The following is a 14776-nucleotide window of genomic DNA, read 5'->3' as shown; positions in this document are numbered from 1 at the left end:
ATTCCAACAATACTAAAGATTATTAGAGAAATGTCTTCTTTCATCCGGACTATACCGTCGGCTTTGGATTTACACCAAATCTGCAATTTAAAAAATCGCTCGTGGGCTTTTGCAAGATGCAATTTACCACCGGTGAGGAATTGCACCTCGCCCTGAAGATAAATTTATTTTAGTAGCATTCACTTGAAAAAAGCAATCTAAAGTTAAGTATCCTTAATTTAAATTATAGATATTGTTATATGAATATGTTTTAAAAGAATTTAAATTCATGGTTGTGGCGATGATTATTATTATAACTTGACATTTTGTGTGTAGATGAATAGGATTTAAACCGCAAAAATAAATGCCGTAAGCGTTTACGTTAATCAACGCACCAACAGATGCCAGCTGAGCGTGGCACTGTGTGATGTCTTTTTGATGACGTTAATTGGTGCAAAAGTTGGTTGGCTTACGGAGATAAATCTTAATGAATTACTTTTATTTAAAAAAAATTACCCGCTCGTTTTAATCCCATTGTGATGCCTTTTTTATTGTCCTTGTTGATGACCTGCGTGGTTTCAATGATCAGTACCTTAAAGAGTCTCGGATTTAGCAATTTTACCCTGCCAGATTGGATTGGGGCTTGGGTCATTTCATGGCTGATTGCTTTTCCAGTGCTATTGCTCGCATTGCCTATTGTTAAAAAATTGACACTTATGCTAGTAGAGCCACCGCATTAAGCAATTTTGAGTTAAAGACTGCTTCTAGATTTTAGTAAATCCGTTAATGTGTTGTCTTGACAGAATATCTATGTCATTCATTGATCATTTAATCTATCGAATGCATTTGGTTTTTAAAGACAACAAAAAATGGGTTGCTAAAAATATTATTTAGATATATCTTTTTTATATCTGGAAAGGATAATTCATATGAAATCATCTGAAGAAAATGACTTTGGCACACCTCGTATCAAGAAGCAACGTGGTTTTGGTCATGGTGGTTTACGATTGATTTTGTTGCACTTGTTACAGCAAAAAGCGCAGCATGGATATGAGTTGATGAATGCAGTTGAAGCATTAAGCTTTGGCTTATATCGACCGAGTGCGGGTGTGATTTATCCTGCACTGAATCAACTGGTTGATGAGCAATTGCTGGTTAAGCTTGAACCTGCACCGGATATAGAACAAGAGCAGCCTGGAACCCATGCAAAAAATAAAGTGTTTTACCAAATTACTGCATTGGGACAGGAAGAATATCAACGCAATGCCACACATATACAGCATATTCTGGATCGAGTAAAACAAAGAGCGGCTCGTCCACTGGTTGTTATTCGTGCCATTGAAAATCTTAAATTTGCCATACATTTGAAACTGGAACAACAAGGTTTAACTGCACAACAGGCACAACAGTTGGCAGATATTCTGGACCAAACTGTACGACAAATTGACCAAATTTAATCAAACAGCATGCCTCATGCTGTCGGAGTAATCATGAATCAACAAACATTGATCGAACAGCGTAAAGCCTATCGAGTACGTCACGAATTAAAATTTAGAACCATTACTGTGCGTGAGGTGCAATTATTGTCACCTACACTCAAAAGAATCGTTTTTACTGGAGAGAGTCTAAAAGATTTTGTCAGTGCGAGCTTTGACGATCATATCAAAATGTTTTTCTATGCCGATCCAGAACATGCAGTGGTAATCCCGACATTCTCGGGGCGTGGGCTGGACTTCCCTAATCCGGAAGATAAGCCTGTGGCAAGAGATTATACACCTCGATATTTTGATGCAGATCAGGGTACATTAACCATTGATTTTGTCTTGCATGATACTGGTTATGCAACAAGTTGGGCCAAGCAAGCCAGAGTCGGTCAACAATTGGGAATTGGTGGACCAAGAGGGTCAATGGTTCAGCCACTTGCATTTGATCATTATGTATTGATTGGTGATGATACTGCAATTCCAGCAATTGCTCGTCGTCTGGAAGAGTTGCCAGCAGCGAGTCATGCACATGTCTGGATTGAGGTAGAAAGCGAGCAGGATCAAATTACGTTGCATAGTGCTGCGCAGACACAAATTCACTGGTTATACCGCAATGGTCAGGACGCTGGACAAGCAGATGGGTTACTTGCTGCATTGGCACAGTATCAGTTCCCGGCAGAGGATTTTCATACATGGATTGCCGCAGAAACCAATGTGGCCAGACAGTTAAGAAAAGAAATGCTGGAGCACGGTGCACAAAAACAGTGGACTAAGGCAAGTGGCTACTGGAAAAAAGGAAATCCCGGTGCACATGATTCAATTGAAGATTAACTGGTGATTAAAAATGAAAAAACATCTTCTGGATAAAGAAGATGTTTTTTTGATAAAATTTTTATGAAATTGGTTTAGGCAACCTGTACCGGAATGCAATTTGCAGTATGGTTTACGGTATTGTTCGGATTTGCATACACGAGGCGAGGCTGATGTGCAGCCGCTTCTTTCTCATCGAATAAACCAAAAGTTGCAATAATAATAATATCACCGATTTCGGCTTGATGTGCTGCACCACCATTGACAGAGATAATGCCGGAATCATCCTCACCACGAATGGCATAAGTAGTAAAACGCTTGCCATTGGTGACATTCCAGACATGGATTTCTTCGTATTCACGAATACCTGCCAGATCCATCAGCGTGCCATCAATTGCACATGAGCCTTCATAATGTAGTTCGGCCTGAGTGACTACTGCACGATGGATTTTGCATTTTAATAAGCGAGATTGCATGGGAATACTCCTCAGTAAAATCTCATGACGACGACATCATGAGCTGCTACAACCTTTCAGTTGTGCATTTTGCAATTTTTGATAGTGGAATACAAGTTGATTTGGTCATTACCCTAGATTTTGAATGCATTAATGGCATTCATCGCCTGAGCAACATCTCCGTTGATGAGCGCTTTAGTTTGTGCCAAGGCATGATCGATGGCTTGATCAATCAGAGTTTGTTCAGCACTAGGTGCTTTACTCAATACATGACCTGATACTCGCTCTTTGCTACCCGGATGACCGATACCAATGCGTAAACGTAAAAAATCTGCACCGAGATGGGGGACAATATCTTTTAAACCATTATGTCCACCGTGCCCACCGCCATTTTTAAGACGAATGACACCAGGATTCATATCTAACTCATCGTGTGCGATAAGGATATTTTGGGTTGGAATTTGATAGAACTTGGCAAAGGGAACAACACTTTGACCGGAACGATTCATGTAGGTGAGCGGAAGTAATAACCGGACATCACGTCCTTCAATTTGACCTCGCCCGGAAATCGCATGATATTTGCTGTCATTTTTGAGTTGAATATTATAGCGATCGGCCAATTGTTCAACATACCAAAAACCAGCATTATGTCGGGTTTGGGCATATTCCGCACCCGGATTGCCCAAACCGACAATGAGCGACAGCGATTGATCACGATCACTCATCAAAGGATTACTCGCCTTTGTCTTCTTCTTCAGCAGCTTCTGGCGCCGCTTCTTCAGCAGCTTCCGCCTTAACTACAGTGATAGACGCAACTGTTAAGTCGTGACCTTCACCTTGAAGTGCAGTTAAAGTTACACCTTTTGGCAATTTGATGTCAGACAGGTGAATTACATCACCAACGTCTAAATCTGCCAAATCAACAGTGATTGATTCAGGTAAATCGGCTGGAAGTACAGAAACTTCAACTTCAGCTGCATTGATTGATACAACACCACCTGCTTTAACGCCTTTGGCTTCTTCTTGATTTGCGAAGTGCAACGGAACATTTACAGTAATCGCTTCACCAGCTTTTACACGTAAAAAGTCTGCGTGTAATGGTGTGTTTTTGGAAGGGTGACGTTGTAATGCTTTGATGATCACACTTTCTTTTTTACCGTTTAAGTTGATTTCAACGATAGAAGAGAAGAATGCTTCGCTTTCAAGCACTTTAACCACTTCACGTAATTCCAGAGTGATAGATGCTGGTTCTTGGTCTGCACCATAGATGATAGCAGGAACTTTAGCTTCACGACGAAGGCGGCGGCTCGCACCTTTCCCTTCTTGCGCAGCGTCACGAACGCTAGCATTTAATACAAAATTGCTCATGAGAATACCTCAAAAGTTTAAAGAAACCGCTAAGTTTGCGACCAGCTTAGCGAATAAAAACCCTATGAATCGATATCCATAGGGTTCGAAAGTGCAATATTATAGATAACTATCGAACATTGCGCTAATAGATTCTTCATTATTTATACGACGAATTGTTTCCGCGACCATAGAAGAGACCGAAACCTGACGTATTTTACCTAAATCCAGTGCAGCTTGAGACAGTGGAATGGTATCTGTCACCACCAACTCATCAATCACAGAATTACGAAGATTTTCAATTGCCTTGCCAGACAGCACCGGATGCGTTGCATAAGCCAGTACACGACGTGCACCAAATTGCTTTAAGGCATCCGCAGCTTTACATAATGTACCCGCTGTATCCACCATATCATCAACGATGACACAATCACGATCTTTTACATCACCAATCAGATGCATGACTTGTGATTCGTTGGCTTTTTGACGACGTTTGTCGATAATGGCGAGGTCGATATCACCCATTTGTTTGGCAACCGCACGAGCACGTACCACACCACCTACGTCTGGAGAAACAACCATCAGATTGTCGTGGTGTTGTTGGCGTAAGTCTGCCAATAACACGGGTGTACCGTAGATATTATCCACTGGAATATCGAAGAAACCCTGAATCTGGTCGGCATGTAGGTCGATCATCACCACACGGTCAATACCGACGGTGGTCAGCATATCTGCAACGACTTTTGCGGTAATTGGTACACGGGCAGAACGTGGACGACGATCCTGACGAGCATAGCCAAAATATGGAATAACAGCGGTAATACGACCTGCGCTTGAACGGCGCAGCGCATCGGCCATCACTAAAATTTCCATCAAATTGTCATTGGTTGGCGCACAGGTTGATTGTACGATAAATACATCTTTACCACGAACATTCTCGGTAATTTCCACAGCGATTTCGCCATCAGAAAAACGATTGACAGAGGCAGAGCCTAAAGGGATATGTAAGTGGCTAACAACTTTGTGGGCTAATTGTGGATGAGCATTTCCACTAAATACGACAAGATTGGGCATGTAACACCTGAGCGAGGATTAAGCGAAGCACTGCTTCGCCCGAGCGCAAGGGAAAAATCTGGGATTTTTCCAACGAGGATTAAGCAATATGCAACTTTGTCCGAGCATAAAATCTATGACTTTTCCCAAAAAAATCAAGCAATATACTGTTTTGCTCGAGTGCAAGGGAAAAATCCATGACTTTTGCGACGAGGACCAAGTTCGATGTATGCATCTTTGTCTGAAGGTAGAATCTAAGATTTTTCCCACAAAAAATAAGCGATATGCAACTTTGTCCAAGCGTAAAATCTATGATTTTTTCAACGGTAATTTAAAAAAATATACTATGGAAACTGGCAGGGGCGGCTGGATTCGAACCAACGGATGCCGAGATCAAAACCCGGTGCCTTACCACTTGGCGACGCCCCTAATGGGTGTGAACTTTAATAGGTAATCCACGATTTGTCAACAATAGAATACAATAAAAATTTTATGGGATTTTTACAAACTATTGAATTATCTGGATTAATTTTGCAGGTAATTGGCAGGGGCGGCTGGATTCGAACCAACGGATGCCGAGATCAAAACCCGGTGCCTTACCACTTGGCGACGCCCCTAATAGAACTTATAAGATAATGGCAGGGGCGGCTGGATTCGAACCAACGGATGCCGAGATCAAAACCCGGTGCCTTACCACTTGGCGACGCCCCTAAATAGAACTTATAAGATAATGGCAGGGGCGGCTGGATTCGAACCAACGGATGCCGAGATCAAAACCCGGTGCCTTACCACTTGGCGACGCCCCTACAGCGATTGTACGATGTCAAGTACAGGTGAGCTTGTTAAACTATTGGCAACATACCCGGGGTATGGTGCATGGGTCAACATTACATCTGTATCTGCATCACAATCTATTTCAACAAAAACACAAGCCCCTGTACCTGTCAATCTTACTTTGCCGTATTGATTTAAATACTGAAAAGCCTGTTCAACCTCTGGATATAATGTTCGGGCAATTGCTTCGAAGTTATTTCCAAAATCACTTGGGTTTTGTTGATAGGCGGCAAATTTAGTTGGCTTTGAATTTCTTGTCAATAATTTTTGTGAAAATAATGATTGAGTGCTGATAAAACAGTCAGGTTTTAAGATCAAATAGCGTTTCTCTGGTAAATCTGTGATCGGTGTAATGATTTCCCCGATTCCTTCAGCCCATGCATTTTGTCCATAAATAAAAATAGGAACATCGGCACCGAGCTGAATCGCAAGATCAAGTAATTGTGACTGATCGAGTCCGCATTGCCATAATTTGTTCAGTACCAGCAAAGTCGTTGCGGCATTGGAAGATCCACCGCCGAGTCCTGCACCCATGGGAATATGTTTCTCAAGCGTAATACTGCAACCTTGTGTTGTTTTCCGATAAGGTAATAATAATTGCGCGGCACGATAGATCAAATTGTGCTGCTGCTCGACCTGCTGTAAACCTTTGACTTCAATGTGATCCTGAACGGTATATTCAAAACTCAGATAATCATATAGATCAATCAGGGCAAAAATGGTTTGTAATTCATGGTAACCATCTTGCCTGCGACCAGTGATGTGTAAAAACAGGTTAAGTTTTGCCGGTGAAGGTATGCGAATCGGGTTCATATCAATTGCGGGTTTGAATCGTCAAGGTCACACGATTTTGCTGTGCATCATCAATTAAGACAAGTTTATTTGGCAATTTTTGTTGATCTGAATAACTTAAGGTTGCAGACCAGCCACCTTCCTGAATATTTTCAATACGTCCCGCAGTATCTTTTTTGACTTCGGCATTTTTGCTGGCAGGTTCGGCATTGATCCATGAAATCAGATAGGTAATGGGGGCTTGCCAACCAGTTGCCTTGAACAGTAATTCTTCCGGTGTTTCGGCCTGAATGGTGCCTGTTTTACTACTGGTCAAGGTGACATCGCCAACTTGTCCGCGAATACTGGTCTGCCCAATACCCAGTGCACCGGTAAGATCAATGGCAAACTGATCGCCAACCTGAGTCCAGCCATAAAATGCCGAACCATTTTGCTGTGGTGTTCGTACACCGATTTTACCGGTAATTTTAAATTGCTGTGCTGTTTGCTGTTGGGATGTAATTTTGCTTGGGCTTTGCATGGTCTGACAACCGGTTAAGGCAAGACCAAGGCTGATGGCAGTACAAAAAAACAGTGTAGGTTTTAACTTCATAGACATAGACTTAAACTGCTAAGAGGGTTGAAGATGTGGATTTGGCACCAGAAGGTGTAGCAATTGCGCCACTTCTTCTGAATCCGGATATTGATTGTGGAGGGTTTCACAGATTTGAGCAAAATATTCGATATCACCATGCATATATAATGCCTTGGCATAACGCACACCGATGGACAGATTAGGCGATAAAGCATAGGCTTCAGCCAGTGCTTTTACTGCAAGATCAAAGTCATTCTGTAAAAATGCAATATAACCCAGTGTATCTAAAATAGATGCTTGCTGCGGTGCATAACTCAAGGCTTGTTCGGCATATTTTCTGGCGACATCGAGTTTGCGGTTCTGACGAGCCAGTGTATAAGCGTAGGCATTTAGAAAGGTTGGACTGTTTGGTTCGATTTCCAGGAGTTTATTTAAGGCATTATCCAATGCATCACGATCGGTAAATGGATCATACAACAGAACTTGTGCATAAATGAGTTCCGGATCCTCAGGCATTTGCTGGATCGCTTCATTTAACAAGATGATTGCCCGTTGGTTTTCGCCCATCATTTGTAAAATTTGTGCCTGTAACTGATAGAGAAAACTGGCTTGATGTGGATGGCTCACGCGTTCCTGCGTGAGTAAACGAATGGCATCGGCAGGACGTTGTTGTTGTAGATAAATAGAGACCAGATTTTTTCTGGATACGGTATAAAAATTGCCATCAACAGCTTTGTATAATTCAATCGCAAGCGCATCATCTTTTTTACGTTCGGCATTCACCGCAAGATAATAATTGGCCTGATCCTGATATGCGTTTGAACGCTGCAATTGCGTGAGATATTTTTCAGCCTGACTAAATTGTTTTAGGTCAATACTGGTGATACCGGCAAGAAAAAGTAATTGTTCATTATCTGGCCATTTTTTTAACATGCGTTTTAGTTTTTTTAAGGCATCTTCGGTTTTATTTTGCCTGATCAGATGTTGTACTTCATAAAGTCCGACATCCGGTGTCTTCTGATAGCGGCTACTATAGTCCAGCCATTTAAAGGCATCATCATTTTGATTGGCAGCAAAATATAAATTGGCTTTCAGAATCACAAAACTCGGTACATTTGGTCGTTTACGCAGCGCAAGATTCACTTTTTTGAGTGCACTTTCAAATTGCCCACTTTGTGCCTCAAGACCCGCGATCATCACCAGAACAGAAGGATTTTCTTTTTTATTAATTTGATTGAGCGCCTGTAAAAGTGCTTGCCGGGCTTCAGTTGATTCAGGATAAATTCCTTCCAGAATTCCTTCCAGATCGGCATTTGGATCGATTTGTAAAATGCGGTCCAGCGTTTTTGCAGCCAGCGCATACTGATGCGCTCTTAAGGATAGATGTGCCAGATAAAACATGGCTGGCACATCATCGGGATAATTTTCTACCCAGAGTCTGGAAATATTGAGTGCCGTATCGATATCATCAAATTCCAGTGCAATATTCAAAGCACGTTCATTGATGTTGGGTAAATTATAATTTTCGACCAGATACTGATAGGTATTGAGGGTTTGATTAATATTTCCCTGACTGAGTGCAAATTCAGCGATAAATACGGGTAAAAATGCGCTATGATTCGTATCGGTTGTTGTCTGATGAGTAGATGTTGTGATATTCGTTGTTGTAATCGGTGTTATTGCATAAATTTGAGACGCGTAAGCAATGCTTCCTAAAAGAAGGAATGTGATAGAATGGCAAGTTGCAGGTAACTGCAATATTTTTCTGGATTTTATCCGCATTAATTTTAAATTTTGAGTCATGGTTGTTTAAACATATATGCGTCTTTGTATCATACCTTTTCTAATTGATGAAGTACTATGGGTTTCTTGGCTTTAGGTGTCAATCATCATACGGCTTCTGTCGAAATGCGTGAAAAAATTGCTTTTAATACAGAGCGATTGCTGACGCTATTTGAACAAACCAAACAAAATCAAAATCTTAATAACATGGTGGTGGTCTCCACCTGTAATCGCACCGAAGTTTATGCCCTTACAGAACAGCCAGACGATGTACTGCACTGGATCGCACAGTCTAACGGAATTGATGTAAACACTCTGTTAAGACATGTTTATCATTATGAAAATGTACAGGCAATGACACATTTGATGCGTGTCGCCAGTGGTCTGGATTCCCTGATGCTGGGTGAACCACAAATTCTGGGACAAATTAAAAGTGCACTTGCCTTAGCCAAAACATCGGATAACGTATCGCCACAGCTCAATCGTTTATTTGAATATGCATTCTATGCGGCCAAAAAAGTTCGTACCGAAACTGCGGTCGGCGAGCATGCTATTTCGATGGGCTATGCAGTGGCACAGCTTGCGGCACAAGTGTTTAGCCATGTTTCACAACTCACAGTGATGATTGTTGCCGCAGGTGAAATGAATACCTTGGTGGCAAAGCATCTGGCCGAGATGGGGGTAGCAAAAATGTTGATTTGTAATCGTACCCGAGCCAAGGCAGAGCATTTGGCACAGGAGCTTAGTACACGAGTAGATGTAGAGGTCATTGATTTTGATCAACTTGATGCCAATCTGGCGCGTGCTGATGTCGTATCTAGTTGTACAGGGAGTCTACATCAGGTGATTCATTATGCTGCGGTTAAGCAAGCGTTAAAACAGCGTAAATATCAACCCATGTTACTTGTGGATTTGGCTGTACCCCGCGATATTGATTCAAAAGTCGAACAGCTTGATAGTGTCTATCTTTATGGCATTGATGATTTGCAGGCAGTGATTGATGAAAATTTATCACAGCGTCGGCAGGCCGCACTTGATGCGGAAGTGCTGGTTTCACAGCTGGCATCTCAATTCGTGATTAACGAAAAAGTACAGCAAGCCGGGGAAGAGATTCAGCATTATCGTGACTATGCCGAGCAACAGCGAATTAGGGAACTAGAATTTGCCTTGCAGCAATTGAAAAAAGGTGCAGATGCTGAGCAATTATTAACACAATTATCCCATCGTTTAAGCAATAAAATGCTGCATATTCCCTCAAAATTATTTCGTGAAGCCGCCAAAGCAGAAGATCCAGCGCATTATGAATGGTTAAAAGACACCGTGCAGTCGGTAGAAGCGCATTCCCGTGAAGCGAAGAAAAATAAATATGAATGAGATTGTATGTTCATTCCTAATCAATAAACAGATTACGATTTAACCAAAGTCCTGTGTTTGCAATAGCATCAGTTGGTATTTTTAATCACTGTATTACTTAATTGCTTGGTAATTTGATGCAGTTGCTGCATCAGGTTCTTTGACTCCTGTACCGAAGACGGTTTTTTGATTTTTTGTTTTAAGTATTTATATTTTAAAGAAATAAATAATGATTGGGCATGGTTATCCAGCTCTTCTGGATTTTCAATTTGTAAATCATCCAGATCAATCGAGTTGAGTATGGCTAAAAGTTGTTGTTGCAATTCATGGCAGGCGCCTAAAGCAAAATAACGGCTGAGTTCAACCTCTTTGGGCAACTGATCATAAACTTGATTCAGGGTATCCAACAATTGGCGGAGTAGGCCATTTTGCGGTATGAATGCGCGTAGTGTTTCAAATTGTGGAAACAAGACAGGATAATGCAGCAATAAGGCAATCAGTAAAGCATTGCGATCAATACGACTAAAGCTTAAATCCTTGTCCTGTAATGCCTGATCAAAGCGTTTGCGTCCAAATCCTAGGCGTTCACGGAAAGATTGAGAGAGCAGATATTTGTATGAGCCATTGGGTAATTGATTGCTTAAATTGCGTAGTTCTGCCATCACCATTCCTTTACCTTCGGGATGGCTGACATCAAATTGCTTGGTCAACTGGGCAAATAAATAATCGGAAAGTAACGGTGCTTTATTCAGTAATTGCTGGAATTGTTCTAAGCCGATTTGACGCATTAAGGAGTCGGGGTCATGTTGTTCGGGTAAAATAAAGAAGCGTAATTCCCGACCATCCTGAAGCAAGGGTAGGGCAATTTCTAGTGTACGCCATGCTGCTTTTTGTCCGGCATTGTCTCCGTCAAAAGCCAAAGTCAGACGTGAGCTTTGTTTAAATAATATATTGAGATGTTCGCTATTACTGGCAGTTCCCAAGGTCGCGACAGCACCACTAATCCCGGCCTGATGCAGGGCAATTACATCCATATAACCTTCAACCATCAGCCAGTCATTGGCTTTAGATTTTCGTCCTTCATATAAACCATAGAGCAATTGGTTTTTATGGAAAATTTCCGAATCCGGCGAGTTGATATATTTGGGTTTGATTTCGTCATTGAGCGCACGACCACCAAAACCGACTACGCGACCCTTACTGTCCCGAATCGGAAAAATCACCCGATCACGTAGCAAATTAAAGGTTTTGCCATTTTCATTTTCACGAATCAGACCCACCAGTTTTAAGCCTTCAATATCTTGAGGGAAGGCCTGTTCCAGATGTTGCCAATCACTGGGCGCATAGCCTAATCGCCATTGCTGAATGGTATTCTCATTTAAGGCACGGTTATGGAAATAATTTTGTGCATGTGCAGCATTGCCGAGTTGCTGTTGATAATAAAGCGTGACTTGCTCCAGCAGATCATACAGACTGACTTCTTCATTATTTGCACCACCACTAAAATCTTCAATGAAATACTGTTCCAAATCATGATGATCGTTTTCTGGTGGCAGATTAAATGGATCACTTTCTGGAATAGTCGGCGAATTTTGTTCGGAAGATTGAGGGGCAGAAATTGGTTTTTGCTGACGCTGATAGGTGGCCTTTTTGACATTGAAGTCATCTTTGGGCAATTCGATGCCGGCATTTTGAGCCAGATCCTTAATCACATCAATAAAGCTGCGACCTTCTAATTCCATCAAGAATTTAATGGCATTACCATTGGCCTGACAACCAAAGCAATGATAATAGGCTTTGTCCCGATAAACATGGAATGAAGGTGTTTTTTCCTGATGAAACGGACAGCAGCCAGAATAGGTTCTACCTGTTTTTTTAAGTTTAACCCGTTGTCCGATCAAGTCGACAATATCAACGCGATCCAGAATCTGGTCAATGGTATGCTGAGGAATTGCCATATTAAAATTTGCTAGCCCTAAAAGTTATTGAGCATCTTAACGATGCTCAATATATTAACCTGATTTTTTAAACCTTGCCTGCCTTAGTTATCCTGTGGTGAGGCATTGTCTGGTAAGGCAAGATTAATTCGGGGTTTTTTTTCTTCAATGATATTGGAAAGTTTTTGCTGTGGTGTAGTGGTTTCTTCACTCTCAACTTGAGTTGCTGGTGCAGTAAATGTGACAGCATCTACGTTTTGAGTTGTCGTATTCGCTACCTCAGTGTCATTTTCCTGATCACCCAGTAAGCCAAAGCTCAGACGATTCAACCAACTTCTTTGAGTCGTATCTTCACTGTTGGCAACCACTTCACCATTTTTAACTTCGGCATGGTCAGATGAGCGACCTAAAATTCCGAGTGTTAATTTATTCAGTAAGCTACCCTGATGACGTGCTGCACGAAGATCGACTTCACCATTACGTTTGAGTAATTGTGGATAATTGGCTTTTAACAGTTCGGTATATTGTTGTGCAGACTGTTTATCACCCAGTTGGTCATATGCATAGGCCAGTGTTGCAATCGCTTCTGGAGTCTGGGGTGCTTGTGGATAATATTCCAGAACCCAGCGTGCACGTTGTATTGCAGCGACCCATGCTTTACGCTGAAGGTTGTAACGCGCAACATTCATTTCACTTTCGGAAAGTTCTTCGCCGATGAATTTCATACGTTCGGCAGCATCTACAGCATATTTACTGCTTGGGAAGCGGCGAATAAAATCGGCAAAATTCTGATAAGCAACTTTTAAATAACTGGTATCACGATGTGCCTGTTTTAAAGAGGTATAACGTAATAAGCCATCGTAGTTTTGTTCCATATTGGACACACCACGTAAATAATAGGCATAATCTACTTGCGGATGTTGTGGATTCAGACGAATAAAACGCTCTGCCAGTGCAATCGCGCCGGGATAATCTGCCTGTTTAAAACGTGTGTACATCAAATCCAGTTGCGCTTGCTGGGTATATTGTCCAGTTGGGAAATAAGTATCCAGTGCTTCGAGCTGTTTGCTTGCTTCGCTGTATTGCCCTTTATCCAATGCTTTTACAGCATTTTGATAATATGCCTGCTCACTAGATTGAGGACCTGCATCGGTGACTTTTTTTGGATTGCTGCTACATCCCACCATTACAGAAGCGATGCCTATGGATAAAGACAGCACTAAAATATTAAAACGTGGTAGCGACATAAAAACTCCTCTGTGTCATGATGGGCAATCAGCTACAATACGCCTATTAAACCATTTTTATTGAAATGTGAGCAAATGACTTCCACGCAATCTGCACAAAATTCTACATTAATTACAGCTCAACCAGAATTTGAAGATTCAATAGATCTTCAAGAACAAAATTCTGAACTGCAAGCTACGCATATTCATCGCCAATGTCAATTGGATGAGCGTTATATTGGACAGCGATTTGATCAAATTGCTGCACAAATCTGGGATGACTTCTCCCGGGAAAAGCTCAAGACATGGATGACAGATGGTGTCTTGCGGGTGAACGGGCAAAAAGTAAAACCCAAAGCACGCAGTGAAGGTAATGAAATTTTTACACTAGATGTCGAGCTGGAAGCACAGCTTTTTAATCAGCCGGAAAATATCGCGCTGGATATTGTCTATGAAGATGATGATCTATTGGTGATTAACAAGCCGGTAGGTATGGTGGTTCATCCCGGCGCAGGGAATCCGACAGGGACATTGGTCAATGCCTTACTTTATCATTATCCAAAATCACGCGAACTGGCCCGGGCGGGTCTGGTACACCGGATTGACAAAGACACCAGTGGATTGCTGGTGGTGGCCAAGACGCTTGAAGCACAGCATAGTTTAACCCGACAACTTTCCAGTAAATCCGTCTATCGGTTATATGATTTGGTGTGTTATGGCCGAATTATTGCCGGTGGGACTATTGATGCGCCAATCAAACGCCATCCTGTCGATCGTACCAAAATGGCTGTTGTTAATGGCGGCAGAGATGCTGTGACGCATTATAATGTGATAGAACGTTTTCAGGATTTTACCTTGGTGCAGGCACAACTGGAAACAGGACGGACGCATCAGATTCGCGTACATTTTAGTCATATTTCTCATCCATTGGTGGGTGATCAGACCTATGCACGCTTAAAACTGCCAAAAGGTATCAGTTCGGAATTGGCGACTTATTTACAGCAGTTTAAACGTCAGGCACTGCATGCCTGTGTACTGGGCCTGATTCACCCGACTACAGGTGAGGAAATGGAGTTTGAAGCTGCATGGCCGGAAGACTTTGCAGAATTGGTCAATCTACTGCAACAGGAAGAACGGGGACAATAACAGG

General features: G+C 41.9%; 14 protein-coding genes, 4 tRNA genes and 1 riboswitch. Of the genes, 5 read left to right on the top strand and 13 right to left on the bottom strand.

The annotated features are described in order from the left end of the window. Nucleotides 1–28 precede the first annotated feature (28 nt). Nucleotides 29–164: riboswitch (FMN riboswitch) on the bottom strand. Nucleotides 165–512: 348 nt separating this feature from the next. From CAP51_RS16155 to CAP51_RS16145, 3 genes are all read left to right on the top strand, one after another. Then, the gene (locus CAP51_RS16155; protein ID WP_483855336.1) at nt 513–719 is read left to right on the top strand and encodes a DUF2798 domain-containing protein; all 207 of its coding nucleotides are present in this window, start codon (nt 513–515) and stop codon (nt 717–719) included. A 189-nt stretch (nt 720–908) separates the two neighbouring features. Continuing rightward, complete coding sequence (locus CAP51_RS16150; protein WP_087621783.1) at nt 909–1436, top strand: PadR family transcriptional regulator; 528 nt, start codon at nt 909–911, stop codon at nt 1434–1436. A 33-nt stretch (nt 1437–1469) separates the two neighbouring features. Continuing rightward, complete coding sequence (locus tag CAP51_RS16145; RefSeq protein ID WP_087621782.1) at nt 1470–2294, top strand: siderophore-interacting protein; 825 nt, start codon at nt 1470–1472, stop codon at nt 2292–2294. A gap of 74 nt (nt 2295–2368) precedes the next feature. On the opposite strand, the gene panD is transcribed toward CAP51_RS16145, so the two are convergent. The 11 genes from panD to CAP51_RS16090 all read right to left on the bottom strand — a co-directional run bounded on the left by panD (nt 2369) and on the right by CAP51_RS16090 (nt 9110). After that, a complete protein-coding gene (panD, locus tag CAP51_RS16140) occupies nt 2369–2749 on the bottom strand; it encodes an aspartate 1-decarboxylase (RefSeq protein WP_087621781.1) in 381 nt (126 codons plus the stop codon). Nucleotides 2750–2862: 113 nt separating this feature from the next. After that, a complete protein-coding gene (gene pth / locus CAP51_RS16135) occupies nt 2863–3453 on the bottom strand; it encodes an aminoacyl-tRNA hydrolase (RefSeq protein WP_087621780.1) in 591 nt (196 codons plus the stop codon). Nucleotides 3454–3460: 7 nt separating this feature from the next. After that, complete coding sequence (locus CAP51_RS16130; RefSeq protein WP_087621779.1) at nt 3461–4096, bottom strand: 50S ribosomal protein L25/general stress protein Ctc; 636 nt, start codon at nt 4094–4096, stop codon at nt 3461–3463. A gap of 99 nt (nt 4097–4195) precedes the next feature. Continuing rightward, nucleotides 4196–5149 (bottom strand): ribose-phosphate pyrophosphokinase, encoded by a 954-nt coding sequence (locus tag CAP51_RS16125; RefSeq protein WP_087621778.1) that lies wholly within the window; start codon nt 5147–5149, stop codon nt 4196–4198. 333 nt (nt 5150–5482) lie between these two features. Beyond that, nucleotides 5483–5557 (bottom strand) — tRNA-Gln (locus CAP51_RS16120). A gap of 113 nt (nt 5558–5670) precedes the next feature. Beyond that, nucleotides 5671–5745: transfer RNA gene (locus tag CAP51_RS16115), tRNA-Gln, on the bottom strand. Nucleotides 5746–5764: 19 nt separating this feature from the next. After that, nucleotides 5765–5839 (bottom strand) — tRNA-Gln (locus CAP51_RS16110). A 20-nt stretch (nt 5840–5859) separates the two neighbouring features. After that, nucleotides 5860–5934 (bottom strand) — tRNA-Gln (locus CAP51_RS16105). Further along, complete coding sequence (gene ispE / locus CAP51_RS16100; RefSeq protein ID WP_087621777.1) at nt 5933–6775, bottom strand: 4-(cytidine 5'-diphospho)-2-C-methyl-D-erythritol kinase; 843 nt, start codon at nt 6773–6775, stop codon at nt 5933–5935. The genes CAP51_RS16105 and ispE overlap by 2 nt, the downstream gene beginning before the upstream one ends. A 1-nt stretch (nt 6776) precedes the next feature. Beyond that, on the bottom strand, nt 6777–7346 hold the full coding sequence (gene lolB, locus CAP51_RS16095) for a lipoprotein insertase outer membrane protein LolB (protein WP_087621856.1): 570 nt from the start codon (nt 7344–7346) through the stop codon (nt 6777–6779). Nucleotides 7347–7364: 18 nt separating this feature from the next. Further along, a complete protein-coding gene (locus CAP51_RS16090; RefSeq protein ID WP_087621855.1) occupies nt 7365–9110 on the bottom strand; it encodes a tetratricopeptide repeat protein in 1746 nt (581 codons plus the stop codon). A 78-nt stretch (nt 9111–9188) separates the two neighbouring features. Here CAP51_RS16090 and hemA point away from each other — a divergent pair, with 78 nt between their 5' ends. Continuing rightward, the gene (gene hemA / locus CAP51_RS16085) at nt 9189–10484 is read left to right on the top strand and encodes a glutamyl-tRNA reductase (protein ID WP_087621776.1); all 1296 of its coding nucleotides are present in this window, start codon (nt 9189–9191) and stop codon (nt 10482–10484) included. 68 nt (nt 10485–10552) lie between these two features. Here the strand turns inward: hemA and CAP51_RS16080 are convergent, their stop codons facing one another. Together CAP51_RS16080 and CAP51_RS16075 are read right to left on the bottom strand one after the other, a co-directional pair. Further along, nucleotides 10553–12421: a DNA primase gene (locus CAP51_RS16080; RefSeq protein WP_087621775.1), complete on the bottom strand. Its 1869-nt coding sequence runs from the start codon at nt 12419–12421 to the stop codon at nt 10553–10555. An 83-nt stretch (nt 12422–12504) separates the two neighbouring features. After that, nucleotides 12505–13647: an outer membrane protein assembly factor BamD gene (locus CAP51_RS16075; RefSeq protein ID WP_087621774.1), complete on the bottom strand. Its 1143-nt coding sequence runs from the start codon at nt 13645–13647 to the stop codon at nt 12505–12507. Between the two features lie 75 nt (nt 13648–13722). Between CAP51_RS16075 and rluD the strand changes: the two genes are divergently transcribed. Beyond that, a complete protein-coding gene (gene rluD, locus CAP51_RS16070) occupies nt 13723–14772 on the top strand; it encodes a 23S rRNA pseudouridine(1911/1915/1917) synthase RluD (RefSeq protein ID WP_087621773.1) in 1050 nt (349 codons plus the stop codon). Nucleotides 14773–14776: the final 4 nt, after the last annotated feature.

This window comes from Acinetobacter populi (assembly GCF_002174125.1).
Classification (GTDB): domain Bacteria; phylum Pseudomonadota; class Gammaproteobacteria; order Pseudomonadales; family Moraxellaceae; genus Acinetobacter; species Acinetobacter populi.
Note: the sequence above shows the minus strand (reverse complement) of the source record. Positions and strands in the feature narration are given on the sequence as shown.

What these genes read in the sequence shown, in the direction of transcription:
- CAP51_RS16075 (WP_087621774.1), bottom strand. Translation starts at nt 13,647, where the DNA reads ATGTCGCTACCACGTTTTAATATTTTAGTGCTGTCTTTATCCATAGGC.
- CAP51_RS16130 (WP_087621779.1), bottom strand. Translation starts at nt 4,096, where the DNA reads ATGAGCAATTTTGTATTAAATGCTAGCGTTCGTGACGCTGCGCAAGAA.
- lolB (WP_087621856.1), bottom strand. Translation starts at nt 7,346, where the DNA reads ATGAAGTTAAAACCTACACTGTTTTTTTGTACTGCCATCAGCCTTGGT.
- pth (WP_087621780.1), bottom strand. Translation starts at nt 3,453, where the DNA reads ATGAGTGATCGTGATCAATCGCTGTCGCTCATTGTCGGTTTGGGCAAT.
- ispE (WP_087621777.1), bottom strand. Translation starts at nt 6,775, where the DNA reads ATGAACCCGATTCGCATACCTTCACCGGCAAAACTTAACCTGTTTTTA.
- CAP51_RS16125 (WP_087621778.1), bottom strand. Translation starts at nt 5,149, where the DNA reads ATGCCCAATCTTGTCGTATTTAGTGGAAATGCTCATCCACAATTAGCC.
- CAP51_RS16090 (WP_087621855.1), bottom strand. Translation starts at nt 9,110, where the DNA reads ATGCGGATAAAATCCAGAAAAATATTGCAGTTACCTGCAACTTGCCAT.
- panD (WP_087621781.1), bottom strand. Translation starts at nt 2,749, where the DNA reads ATGCAATCTCGCTTATTAAAATGCAAAATCCATCGTGCAGTAGTCACT.
- CAP51_RS16150 (WP_087621783.1), top strand. Translation starts at nt 909, where the DNA reads ATGAAATCATCTGAAGAAAATGACTTTGGCACACCTCGTATCAAGAAG.
- rluD (WP_087621773.1), top strand. Translation starts at nt 13,723, where the DNA reads ATGACTTCCACGCAATCTGCACAAAATTCTACATTAATTACAGCTCAA.
- CAP51_RS16080 (WP_087621775.1), bottom strand. Translation starts at nt 12,421, where the DNA reads ATGGCAATTCCTCAGCATACCATTGACCAGATTCTGGATCGCGTTGAT.
- CAP51_RS16145 (WP_087621782.1), top strand. Translation starts at nt 1,470, where the DNA reads ATGAATCAACAAACATTGATCGAACAGCGTAAAGCCTATCGAGTACGT.
- hemA (WP_087621776.1), top strand. Translation starts at nt 9,189, where the DNA reads ATGGGTTTCTTGGCTTTAGGTGTCAATCATCATACGGCTTCTGTCGAA.